The organism is Pseudomonas spelaei, from assembly GCF_009724245.1.
Taxonomy (GTDB): Bacteria; Pseudomonadota; Gammaproteobacteria; order Pseudomonadales; family Pseudomonadaceae; genus Aquipseudomonas; species Aquipseudomonas spelaei.
In genome coordinates this window covers 39,862-51,918 of sequence record NZ_WNNK01000023.1, presented here as the reverse complement: position 1 = coordinate 51,918, position 12,057 = coordinate 39,862, and the positions used below count along the sequence as shown (strand labels likewise).

Annotated in this window: 9 protein-coding genes; 6 read left to right on the top strand and 3 right to left on the bottom strand. The window is 60.8% G+C overall.

Annotated features, from left to right (window positions below):
- Positions 1-45: 45 nt before the first annotated feature.
- On the top strand, positions 46-981 hold the full coding sequence (locus tag GNF76_RS23395; RefSeq protein ID WP_155585450.1) for a LysR family transcriptional regulator: 936 nt from the start codon (positions 46-48) through the stop codon (positions 979-981).
- A gap of 790 nt (positions 982-1,771) precedes the next feature.
- The gene (locus tag GNF76_RS23390) at positions 1,772-3,385 is read left to right on the top strand and encodes an alkaline phosphatase family protein (RefSeq protein WP_155585449.1); all 1,614 of its coding nucleotides are present in this window, start codon (positions 1,772-1,774) and stop codon (positions 3,383-3,385) included.
- Between the two features lie 122 nt (positions 3,386-3,507).
- Here the strand turns inward: GNF76_RS23390 and GNF76_RS23385 are convergent, their stop codons facing one another.
- Positions 3,508-4,413: a TauD/TfdA dioxygenase family protein gene (locus tag GNF76_RS23385; RefSeq protein WP_155585448.1), complete on the bottom strand. Its 906-nt coding sequence runs from the start codon at positions 4,411-4,413 to the stop codon at positions 3,508-3,510.
- A gap of 182 nt (positions 4,414-4,595) precedes the next feature.
- Between GNF76_RS23385 and GNF76_RS23380 the strand changes: the two genes are divergently transcribed.
- Positions 4,596-5,525, top strand: coding sequence for a LysR family transcriptional regulator (locus GNF76_RS23380; RefSeq protein ID WP_155585447.1), 930 nt, complete (start codon positions 4,596-4,598; stop codon positions 5,523-5,525).
- A 109-nt stretch (positions 5,526-5,634) separates the two neighbouring features.
- Here the strand turns inward: GNF76_RS23380 and GNF76_RS23375 are convergent, their stop codons facing one another.
- Positions 5,635-6,636, bottom strand: a complete 1,002-nt coding sequence (locus GNF76_RS23375; protein ID WP_155585446.1) for an ABC transporter substrate-binding protein — start codon at positions 6,634-6,636, stop codon at positions 5,635-5,637.
- 287 nt (positions 6,637-6,923) lie between these two features.
- On the opposite strand from GNF76_RS23375, the gene GNF76_RS23370 reads away from it, so the two are divergent.
- From GNF76_RS23370 to GNF76_RS23360, 3 genes are read left to right on the top strand one after another with little or no spacing between them, the layout of a single operon-like run.
- Positions 6,924-8,522 (top strand): ABC transporter permease, encoded by a 1,599-nt coding sequence (locus GNF76_RS23370; protein ID WP_155585445.1) that lies wholly within the window; start codon positions 6,924-6,926, stop codon positions 8,520-8,522.
- Complete coding sequence (locus GNF76_RS23365) at positions 8,519-9,334, top strand: ABC transporter ATP-binding protein (protein ID WP_155585444.1); 816 nt, start codon at positions 8,519-8,521, stop codon at positions 9,332-9,334. Before GNF76_RS23370 ends, GNF76_RS23365 begins: the two co-directional genes overlap by 4 nt.
- A 14-nt stretch (positions 9,335-9,348) precedes the next feature.
- Complete coding sequence (locus GNF76_RS23360; RefSeq protein WP_155585443.1) at positions 9,349-10,959, top strand: arylsulfatase; 1,611 nt, start codon at positions 9,349-9,351, stop codon at positions 10,957-10,959.
- On the opposite strand, the gene GNF76_RS23355 is transcribed toward GNF76_RS23360, so the two are convergent.
- On the bottom strand, positions 10,931-12,010 hold the full coding sequence (locus GNF76_RS23355; protein ID WP_155585442.1) for a fatty acid desaturase: 1,080 nt from the start codon (positions 12,008-12,010) through the stop codon (positions 10,931-10,933). The genes GNF76_RS23360 and GNF76_RS23355 overlap by 29 nt on opposite strands.
- Between the last annotated feature and the right edge of the window lie 47 nt (positions 12,011-12,057).

Sequence of the window (12,057 nt, the reverse complement as noted above, 5' to 3'; positions counted from 1 at the left end):
CTAATGCATAGCCAATGCATTTCCCCGATATTTTTAATGTGAAAAATGCATATCGATCTGCGCCAGCTTCGCCACTTCATCGCCCTCGCTGAACAGCGCAGTTTTGTCGCGGCCGCGTTGACGGTGAACCTGTCGCAATCGGCGTTCAGTCGCAGCATCCAGGCCCTTGAACACAGCGCCGGGTGCCAACTGGTGGATCGCGGCCGCAAGGACCTGGCGCCAACCAAGCAAGGCCAGGTGCTGCTTGAACATGCACGACGGCTGGTCAGTGGCGCCCAGCAACTGGCCAACGAGATCAGCCAGTTCAATGGCCTGGAGGCTGGCGAGTTACGCTTCGGCTGCGGCCCGGCACCGGCGGCGGGGTTGATCCCCCGGGCAATCGGCAGTTTTATCGGGCGTTACCCCAAGGCGCGAGTGCAGTTCCAGGTGGACGATTGGCAAAGCCTGAGCAAGCGTCTGCTCAGCGAAGAGTTCGAATTTTTCGTCGCCGACACCCGTCACTTCGAAGCCAACCCGGACTACCAGACGTACCGCCTGCGCCCGCGCAAATGGCATTTCTGCTGCCGCACCGGACACCCGCTGGCCCAACTGGACAGCGTGAGCGCGGCCGAGCTGATGAGTTATCCCCTGGCCGTGACCATCCGCCCGCCGAACTTGCGCAAGGTCATCGTCGACCTCAGCGGGCGGCCCGATTACATCCCCAATGTCGAATGCGAAAACGGCTACAGCTTGTTGGGAGTGGTGTTGCGGTCCGACGCGATTGGCATCGTCAGTGCCAACAATGATGTGCTGCGCATGGCTCGGGGTGAGTTGGTGTGTTTGAAGATTGATGGGTTGGCCGAGGATCTGGAGGAACGCTATACACGCTATGGCATTGTCAGCCGTGCGGGGTATCGGTTATCGCCGCTGGCGGAGGCGATGATCGAGCAGATCAAGGCAGTGGATGAGGAGGTGTGTGCATTGGAGAATTTTGCGGTTTGAGTGGGCTGTTGCGGGGGGTTGTGTACATATCCGTTGCTGAGGTCACGGCGGCTATTGGTTCCGCTTTTACAGCGGGTCACTTTCGAAAAGCGCGAAAGTAACCAAAGCGCTCTTGCCCCACCACTCGGCACCTCGCTAGTGCTCGGTGTGCCTTCTCTCCGGCATTGCTCCGTGGGCCGCCGCAATGGGCCATCCCTGGCCCAGTGCGGCTAAACCGGCGTCCTGCCGGTTTACCCACGGACCAATGCCTACGCTCAGCCAGCGTGGTTTAACGGGGCACCTAAGATCAAAAACAAAGCGAGGCGGCCTAGTAGCCGACCTAGTATCTGAAGCGTATGCGTTTCCTCCTAACACCCTCGCGTAGCAGCTGTCGAGCGCCAGCGAGGCTGCGTGCTCTTGATCTGCTTTTGATCTTGATCTTGATCTGAGGCGCCCCGTTAAACCACGCTGGCCGAACGCAGGTATTACGCAGTGGGTAAACCGGCAGGACGCCGGTTTAGCCGCGTTGGGCCAGGGATGGCCCGTCGCGGCGGCCCACGGAGTAATGCCTGCGTTCGGGCACACCGAGCCTGAGCGAGGTGCCGAGTGGTGGGGCAAGAGCCCTTTGGTTACTTTGGGGCTGTTCCAAAGTGACTCGCTGTAAAAGCGAAACCATAAGTAGCCGTTACCAAAAAAATGGATAAGCCCCCACCCATGCACCCCCTGCATAAAACCCATTCCCCAAATGCACTTGCCTCCCCCCCACCCAACCGGCGAAAACCCTCACCTGTCCTCCGATCGGTGAACCCTCATGCCCCATCCCCAACCCGTGCGCAACGTGCTCTACATCATGTGCGACCAACTGCGCCGCGATTACCTCTCGTGCTACGGCCACGCTCATCTGCACACCCCCAATATCGACCGCCTGGCAGCGGCCGGCGTACGTTTCAGCCGCGCCTATACCCAAGGCACCATCTGCGGTCCATCGCGGATGTCGGCCTACACCGGCCGCTACGTCAGCAGCCACCAGGTGGCATGGAACGCGGTGCCGTTACCGCTGGAAGAGCTAACCATCGGCGACTACTTGCGCCCCCATGGCATCCGTACGGCACTGGTGGGCAAGACCCACGCCACACCCAACGTCGAGGCCTTGCAGCGTCTGGAGATTGACCCCGCCAGCCCCCAGGCCGAGCCACTCAATGAAGTCGGTTTCGACGCCTACTTTCGTCACGACGGGATCTATCCCGACAGCCCGTTATTCACCGACAAACGCGAGTCGGCGCCCTACACCCATTACCTGCGCGAACACGGTTATGACGGCACCAATCCATGGCATGAATGGGCCAACGCGGCCGCTGGCGAAGCAGGAGAAATCCTCAGCGGCTGGCACATGCGCAACGCTCACCTGCCGGCGCGCGTGGCCGAACAACACTCTGAAACCGTCTACACCACCGACCGCGCCATGGACTTCATCACCGAGCAAGGCGAGCAATCGTGGTGTTTGCACCTGTCCTATATCAAGCCGCACTGGCCCTACATCGCCCCGGCGCCGTACCACGCGCTGTATGGCGCCGAGCATGTCCAGGCACCGATTCGGCCACAACCCGGGCACGCCAGCAATCACCCGGTGTACCAGGCCTTCCGCCAACACCAGGAAAGCCTGAATTTTTCCCGGGACGAGGTTCGGCTCAACGTCATTCCGACCTACATGGGCCTGATCAAACAGATCGACGACCAGCTCGGCCGGCTGTTCGATTTCCTCGAAAGCAACGGCCGCTGGGACGACACGCTGATCGTGTTCACCAGCGATCATGGCGACTTCCTTGGCGATCATTTCCTGGGAGAAAAGGAGTTTCTGCTGGAGCCTGCGGTAGGCGTGCCACTGATCGTGCGCGATCCACGTGCCGTTGCCGATATCAGTCGTGGTTCGGTGGATGAACGTCTGGTGGAAACCATCGATGCTCTGCCGACCTTCCTTCAAGCCTTGGGATTACCCGGTGCCGAGCATCGCCTGGAGGGCCGCTCGTTGATCCCGTTGCTGCACGGTGAAGACACGCCTTGGCGCCGCTATGCCATCGCCGAATATGACTACGCCTTCCAGGCCCCGGCCCGCGAACGCCTGGAGCAACCTATCGACCGTTGCCGGATGACGATGGTGCGCAGCGAGCGCTGGAAATACCTGGCGTATGACGGCTTTCACGCGCAGCTGTTTGACCTGGAAAATGACCCCCAGGAATTACGCGACCTGGGCACTGACCCTGCGTATGCCCAGGTGCGCGAGACTCATCAGGGTTATCTGTTCGAATGGCTGCGAGGGTTGAAGCGGCGCACCACCATCAGCCACGCAGAGATTGATCTGCGCGGCCAACGGTTTCGTTATGGTGAGCCTGAGGCGCAGAAGGTGGTGCAGATCGGGGTGTGGTAAGCACCGCAAATCCAGTGTGGGAGCGGGCTTGCCCGCGATAGCGGTGTACCTGTCGCCACATCTATCGACTGTACTGCCGTCATCGCGGGCAAGCCCGCTCCCACAGGGGATCAGCGGTGTATCTAAAGCCCTTTAGTGGTCTGGCTGCGATGCCCCAGCACGCCCACCGGAACATCCCCTTTCAACGTCACCCGCCGCACAATGCGCTCCTGGGTACCGTAGTCATCCACCGCGTAATGCTGGGTGGCGCGGTTGTCCCAGATCGCCACATCACCGGTATTCCAGCGCCAGCGCACGGTGTTTTCCAGGCGGGTGACGTGACTTTGCAGAAGGTTGAACAGTTGCGTCGAATCAGTCTGTGAATAGCCCTTCAGGCGTTTGACAAAATGCCCCAGCAGCAAGGTTTTTTCGCCGCTGACCGGGTGCACACGCACCACCGGGTGTTCGGTTTCGTACACCGTCGAGGTGAACACCTTGCGGTACTCCTCAAGCTTCTCCACCGACACGTCCGGCTTGCGCGCGGCGTAGTCGTATTCGTTGCTGTGCACCGCCCAAAGGTTGTCCGCCAGCGCACGCAGCTCAGGCGTCAGGTCGTTGTAGGCGCTGGCGGTGTTGGCCCAGACCGTGTCGCCACCCGAGGCCGGCGACAACACCGAACGCAGGATCGAGGCTTTCGGATAAGCGTCGACGAAGGTCACGTCGGTGTGCCAGGAGTTGGCTCGATGCCCGCGGGCGCCGTCCAGCTCCAGCAGAAAACGCGTTCCGTCGCGCACCGGCACCGTCGGGTGGGCAATCGGCTCGCCGAGCAAATGGGCGAAGGCTTCCTGGCTCTGATCATCAAGGTGAGTCTGCTCACGGAAGAAGATCACCTTGTACTGCACCAGTGCCTGCTGGATGGCTTCGACGGTGGCGGCATCCAGGTTACCGGACAATTTGATGCCCCGGATCTCGGCGCCAATGCGCCCGGCGACCGGGTGAATGTCCAGCGCCTGGGCGACGGGTTGAACAGCTAGTGCGGCATTGCTCATTGTGATGACCCTCATGTGCCTGCTTACGGTGGGGAAGCGCTTCGACAACGCTCTATTCATATGCAATTTAGATCTAGCAAATGAACACATGCTTCGTTGACGGAATAAGAGCTTGCATTTAAAACCTCAGATCCCTGGGTCGCAAATGCCTTCGACCTATTTTTCAGATGCCGGGAAAGCATATGGATCTTCGCCAACTGCGGTACTTCATCGCCCTCAACGAACACCGCAGTTTTGTACGCGCAGCGGACGCCATGGGCATCACCCAACCAGCGTTCAGCCGCAGCATCCAGGGGCTGGAACAGGAGTTCGGCTGCGTGCTGGTGGACCGTGGCAACAAGGACCTGCGCCCCACGCCGGAAGGCCAGGTGGTACTGCAACATGCCCTGACCCTGGTGCAGGGCGCCGCCTTGTTGAACAGTGAGGTGACGCGCATGACCAAGCTCGACGCCGGTGAACTGCGCTTCGGCTGCGGCCCGGCGCCGGCGGTGAAACTGGTGCCCGACGCGGTGGCGCGATTTATCAACGCCCACCCGAAAATCCGCACCCATTTCCAGGTGGATAACTGGGAAACACTCAGCCGCAGCCTGAGCCGTGAAGAAATCGAATTTTTTATCGCCGACATCCGCCAATTCGAAGCCGACCCGAACTTTCAGACTCAAGCACTGACACCCAAGCGCGGGGTATTTTTCTGCCGGCCGGGGCACCCGCTGTTGGCCAAGGACAGCCTGTCGACCAACGATATGTTTGACTATCCCTTGGCGACTCCGCTGATCTCCCAAGGGATTCGAAAACTGCTGGCGAACCTCAGTGGGCGGATGGATTTTTCACCCAACATCCAGACCGAACACTTCCCGGCGCTGGTGAAGATCGTGTTGCAGTCCAATGCGATTGGCGTGGGCACCGAAGAGGCATTTTCCGAGGACATCGCCAAGGGTGAACTGGTGCTGCTGCACTGGCGCAACCTGCCGCAGAACATGGAAACCATGAGTGCGCGGTGCGGGATTGTCAGCCGCACCGGGTTCAGGTTGTCACCGGCGGCGAAGGCGATGATTGAGACGTTGGTGGCGGTGGATGGCTGTAGCCCTGTAGTCGCTTGCAATGGGTTGTAGCCGCTGTCGAGGTACGAGGCTGCGATGGGTTGCGCAGCGACCCCCGAGGGCGGTCCTGCGGACACGCATCGCAGCCTCGTACCTCGTCAGCGGCTACAGCGTTGGAGGGTTACAACCCCGCCGCCGCCAAATTCGGCGCCACCCAGTCACTCACCTGAAACGACTTGCGGATCAGCCGCTCTTTCGACGCCAAATCCACCGCGTCCTGCAATTTTCCAAGGAACACCGGGTCCAGGCTCGAGGGGAAAATTTCGCTGAGTTTCTGGTCTTTCAAATCATTGGTCAGAATCACCGGCGGATAACTGGCCAGCCCCGATACCAGGTCAATGTAGGCCTGCTTGTTGTTGTCATCGGTCAACCATTGCACCGCTTGTTGCTGCGCCTTGAGCAACTTGGCCACAGCTTCCGGATGCTCATCGACAAACTTGCCGCTGCCCACCAACACCGCCTGAATACTGCCCGCGTCACCGAGGTCCTTGGTACTCAGCGGTATTTCGGCCAACCCCTTGGCCTGCAATGCACTCAGGCCCGAACTGCCCCAAGTGGCGTCAATCTGCTTGGCCGCGAGTGCGGCGACGGCGGCGTTAAAGTCCAGGTTGATGACTTTCAAATCCTTTTCACTCAAACCCTGGCTGGCCAGGGCGCTGTCAAACGACAGTTGGCTGGCCGTGCCGCGAAACACCGCGACGCGCTTGCCCTTGAGGTCCTGCAAGGTCTTGATGCCCGAACCCGGCACCACGCCCAGGTAATGTTTCACGCCTCGGGCACTGGCACTGAGCAGCCGCGTATCAAGGCCATTGGACTTGCCGATGATCGCCGCCAGATCCCCCAGATAAGCCAGGTCCACCTGGCCGTTGGCGAAGGCTTCATTGATCACCGGGCCTGCGCCCTTGAAGTAATTCCATTGAATCTTGATGCCCTGGTCGGCGAAGGCTTTTTCAAAGATTTGCTGTTGGCGCAACACGTCCGTCACACCGCCGCCACTGTGTTGGGCACCCGCACTGAGGTCGGGCACGGCGATGCGGATTTCCTTGAGGTCAGCGGCATGCACCAACCCGGCCAGCGCAGTGCCTGCGAACAGCGTGATCAAGCGTTTGAACGGCAGCTTCATGGGTAGTGCTCCTGTGGGCGACGGTTGCCTGGGAAGCAGAAAGTAGGCATAAGCCGACCAAAACTTTAAATACTATAAATTCACAATTTAATAACTTTTAGAACTATGCGAGCCAATACACAGGCTCCAGAGGGCTATGCATCAACAGCATGGAAAATATTCTCCGAATGCATTGGATGCGTGCCAGGCAGAGGCTTTAAATGGTTTTTCTTATCCCTCAATCGTATTGATTGTTTGTTTATAAGATCAAAAAGACATAACACCCCACCGGACAACGGAGGTCATCCATGGCCCGAATCTCGCTGCTGAGCTTGCCGCTGACGGCCCCGGCCCAAGGAACGCCGCCACGCTGGCCACATTTGAGCGAACGCGTGCTGCCTTGGCTGCTGCCGCTCACGCTGTTTACCCTGTGGTGGCTGGCCAGCCGTAATCACTGGATGAGCGAGCAGATTCTGCCGGCGCCTTCACTGGTCTGGAGCAGTGCAGTGGAACTGGCGGGTGGCGAGTTGTGGAGCCATCTGGCGGTCAGCTTGCAACGGTTGTTCTGGGGCTTGCTGGCGGGCGTCAGCGCCGGGGCGTTATTGGGTGCGCTGCTGGGCTTCAGTGCCCGCGCCGAGCGCCTGGTGTTTCCGACGTTCAGCGCCTTGTCGCAGGTGCCGACCCTGGCCTGGATTCCGCTGTTCATGGTGTTTTTCGGCATCGGAGAAACACTCAAGCTGGTGGTGCTGGTGAAGGCGATTGTGGTGCCCGTCACCCTGCATACCCTGGTGGGCGTACGCGATGCCCAGCCTGGTTTACGTGAGGCCGCACGCGTCTTGCGTCTACCCACTCACCTGCTGATCCGCCGCCTGATCCTGCCTGCTGCGCTGCCTGCCTTCATGGCCGGCGTGCGGTTGGCGCTGGCGGCCGGCTGGACCTCGTTGCTGGCCGTTGAACTGTTGGCGTCCAGCGAAGGCATCGGTTACCTGATGGTCTGGGCGCGGCAGTTGTTCATGCTCGATATCGTCTTCGTCTGCATCGTGGTCATCGGCGTACTGGGTGTGGTGATGGATCGCGGCATCGGCTGGCTGGACCGCAAGTGGGTGCATTGGCCGCATCCCGCCACCGCGCAGATTCGACGCGGCCCGCGTTATCAAGGTTGGCAACGCCTGCAACCGTGGTTGCTGCCCCTGAGCTTACTGGCACTGTGGCAGGTGGCAACGCAGCAGGACTGGGTAGACCCGAACATTCTCGTCAGCCCATGGGCGGTGCTGCAAACCGCTGCCACTGGCGTGCGGGATGGCAGCCTGGTCAGCGCCCTGGGCCTGAGCTTGAGCCGCACCCTCGGCGGATTGATTCTGGGCGGTGGCCTCGGCTTTGCCTTGGGATTACTGCTTGGCCTGTCACGCACCAGTGAGCGGGTGCTCGGCCCGACGCTCTCTGCCCTGCGCCAGATCGCGATTTTCGCCTGGGTACCGTTGCTCACCGCCTGGTTCGGCCTGGGCGAGTTGGCCAAGTGGGTATTTATCGCCCTCGCCGCCTTCTTCCCATTGTTTATTGCCACCCAACGCAGCGTGGTGAACCTGTCGCCACAGCTCAACGAAGCCGCGCAAGTCTTGCGCCTGAGCCTGGGCCAGCGGCTGCGGCGCCTGGTGTTGCCAGGCGCGGCGCCGGGGATTTTTGCCGGGCTGCGCCTGAGCCTGATCTATGCCTGGCTGGGCACCATCGGTGCCGAATACTTCATGCCGTCCAACGGCGGCATCGGCAGCCTGATGATCGGTGCCCAACAGTTGCTACGCATGGACCTGATCATGAGCGGCATGCTCCTGGTAGGCCTTACCGGCGCGACTCTCAACCTTATCGGCCAACGTATCGAAACCCGCGCCACGCGCTGGAGACACGCATGACTGCACCTATTGTCAGCTTCAATCACGTGGGCAAAACCTTCGATGTCGACGGCTTTGAACTGGAAGCCATTCGCGAATTCAACCTGGACATTGCCGAGGGCGAATTCGTCGCCATTGTGGGCTCCAGCGGCTGCGGAAAATCCACCCTGCTGCGGTTGCTGGTGGGCCTGGATGCACAATTTCGCGGCGAAATCCGCGTCGACGGCAAGGCAGTGACCGGCATTGGTGGCGAGCGCGGCATCGTGTTCCAGGAACACCGTTTGTTCCCCTGGCTGACCGTGGAAGAAAACATCGGCCTGGGCCTGGTCAACGAGCCGTTGAGCGAGGCCGAACGCAAACGACGCATCGGCGATTTTATCGAGTTGGTGGGCCTTACCGATTTCACCCGCGCCTATCCGCATCAATTGTCCGGCGGCATGGCGCAACGGGTGGCGATCGCCCGTGGCCTGGTGGCCAGCCCACGCATTCTGCTGCTGGACGAGCCCTTCGGCGCCCTGGATGCCCTGACCCGCCAGCAAATGCAGGACGAACTGCTGGCGATTCGTACCCGGGCCAGGATCACCACGGTGCTGGTGACCCACGATGTGGAAGAAGCGATTTTCCTCGCCGACCGCGTGGTGGTGATGGAACCCCGCCCCGGGCGGATCAAACAGGTGGTGGACATCGCCCTGCCCCATCCCCGCCAGCGCAGCAGTTTCGACTTCCATCAACTGCGTGAAGAACTGCTGCACGAACTGATCAGCGACGACCACTACCAGCCGCCAGTACGCGAACAAATCCGCGACCTGCCACTGGCCTTTATTGCCTGCTAATGAGGAGCGCCTTGATGCCGCAACGTCCCAACTTTTTAGTGATCCTGGCCGATGACATGGGCTTCTCCGACCTGGGAGCCTTTGGTGGAGAAATCTCCACGCCACACCTGGACGCCCTGGCCCTCGGCGGCCTGCGCCTGACAGATTTTCACACCGCGCCCACCTGCTCGCCGACCCGTTCGATGCTGCTGACCGGCACCGATCACCACATCGCCGGCATCGGCACCATGGCCGAAGCGCTGACCCCGGAACTGATCGGCAAACCGGGGTACGAGGGTTACCTCAACGACAAGGTGGTCGCCCTGCCGGAACTGCTGCGAGACGCCGGTTACCAGACATTGATGAGCGGCAAATGGCACCTGGGGCTGACCGCCGAACTTGCGCCCCACGCCCGAGGTTTCGAGCGTTCGTTCTCACTGTTGCCGGGTGCGGCCAACCACTATGGGTTCGAGCCGACCTACGACGACAGCACGCCAGGCCTGCTCAAATCCACGCCCGCGCTGTACATCGAAGACGACACCTTCGTCGAGCAGCTACCCAAGGATTTCTATTCCTCCGATGCCTTTGGCGACAAGCTGCTGCAGTACCTCAAGGAGCGCGACCAGACCCGACCGTTCTTCGCCTACCTGCCGTTTTCCGCACCGCACTGGCCGTTGCAGGCGCCGGTCGAGGTTGTCGACAAGTACCGTGGCCGCTATGACGCCGGTCCCGAAGTGCTGCGCCTGGAACGCCTGGAAAAACTCAAGGCGCTGGGGCTGATCGACGCAGACGTCGAGCCTCATCCGCTGATCGAACTGAATACCCAATGGGCTGCACTGAGCGACGAGCAGCGCCAAGTGTCGGCGCGGGCCATGGAAGTGTATGCGGCGATGGTCGAGCGCATGGACTGGAACATTGGCCGGGTGGTGGAGTACCTGCGCCAACAGGGGCAACTGGACAATACCTTCATCCTGTTCATGTCCGACAACGGCGCTGAAGGCGCGCTGCTGGAAGCCTTTCCCAAGTTCGGGCCAGAGCTTTTGACCTACCTCAACCAGCATTACGACAACAGCCTTGGGAACATCGGACGCGCGAACTCCTACGTCTGGTATGGGCCGTCCTGGGCCCAGGTGGCGACTGCGCCGTCACGGCTGTTCAAGGCGTTTACCACCGAGGGCGGGATTCGAGTGCCGGCGCTGGTGCATTACCCCCAGCTGTCACTCAAGGGCCAGATCAGCCATGGCTTCGGCACGGTGATGGACATTACGCCGACCATTCTTGATTTGGCCGGCGTACGTCACCCCGGCAAGCAGTGGCGCGGCAAGCCGGTGGCACCGCTGCGGGGCAAGTCGTGGCTGGGGTTCCTGTCTGGCGAGACCGAGCAGGTGCACGACGAACACACCGTTACTGGCTGGGAGCTGTTCGGGCGCCGGGCGATTCGCCAGGGCCAGTGGAAGGCTGTGTATATCCCAGGCCCCGTGGGGCCGGCGACCTGGCAACTGTATGACCTGGGCCAGGACCCGGGCGAGATTCATGACCTCGCCCTGAGCCACCCCGAGAAACTGGCCACCTTGATCGGCCACTGGCAACAATACGTCGAAGAAACCGGCGTGGTCCTCAGCGCGTCACCGTTTCAACCGGATTGATCACCACGGATGAGTGCGTGGTGCGCTCAAACCGATTGGCCCGGGCAAAGGTCCCGAAATCATTGAAGCGCACGCCCATGTCAGCCATCACCTTGTGTGCCACCTTGGCGGTCATCTGCCGAATGTAGAACGGCTCCTTGACCACAAAGTGGTGGATGCCATGGGTGCTGCCGAAGTTGAAGCAGAATGCTTGCAGCGGCCACAGCCACCAAGGGTTCAGCACCTGGGTCTGCTGGATCACATTGCCCAGCTCCACATCGCCGTAGTAGTGCATGTTGGAGCTGACAAAGTGCAGGCAGAAGGTGCGCAGCACGTTGGGGCCGATGATCACCACCGCCGCGATGTCGATGACGTGCATCACCGACAAAGTGCCCGCCGACCACTCGATCGGTGCACCCATCAGGCTGGCGATGCCATTGGCGGCGTGAAAACCCAGGAACACATACCACGCCCCCCAATGCAGCAGCGCCAACGGTGCGTAGACCAGCGCCGTACGCTTGAGGATGTTCAGTTTTTGCTGCCAGGACGGTGCCCGCAACACACGGATCAGCGCCGACATGATGTTGTCGCCCACCATCAGCAACCGGACAATGCCCCAGGGCTCACCGTTGGTGATCGCCCGCTCTTCGATATCGGTTTCGGTGCCCGACACCTTGTGGTGATTGAGGTGAATATGCCGGCGTACCCATGGATTGATCGTGCTCGGCCGCGCCAGCCAGACCAGGCCCATCATCAGGTTGTGGGGCAGGCGCTGTTTGCGAAAGTACATGCTGTGGATCAGGTCATGTTCCAACTCATGGGTCAGCGATGCCAGGAAGGCGTTGAGCAGCAGGCACGCCCACCACGCCATATAGCCGGTGATATACAGCGCCGCCAAGCCGATCATGCCCAGCAAGGCAAACGCCAGGATGCCCGCGCCCAGGGCGTCCTGATGCAGCAGCCAGGGGTGGCGCTGGCGCCATTTCACGCCTTCGGCCAGCACCACTTCACGGATATGCGCTGAACGCTGTTGTGCGTTCATCTGCTGGGGACTTGCAGAAGTACCGTCCATGCTTCCATCCTCTGACTTATTGATGCGTACATCCTGCCCTATGCGAT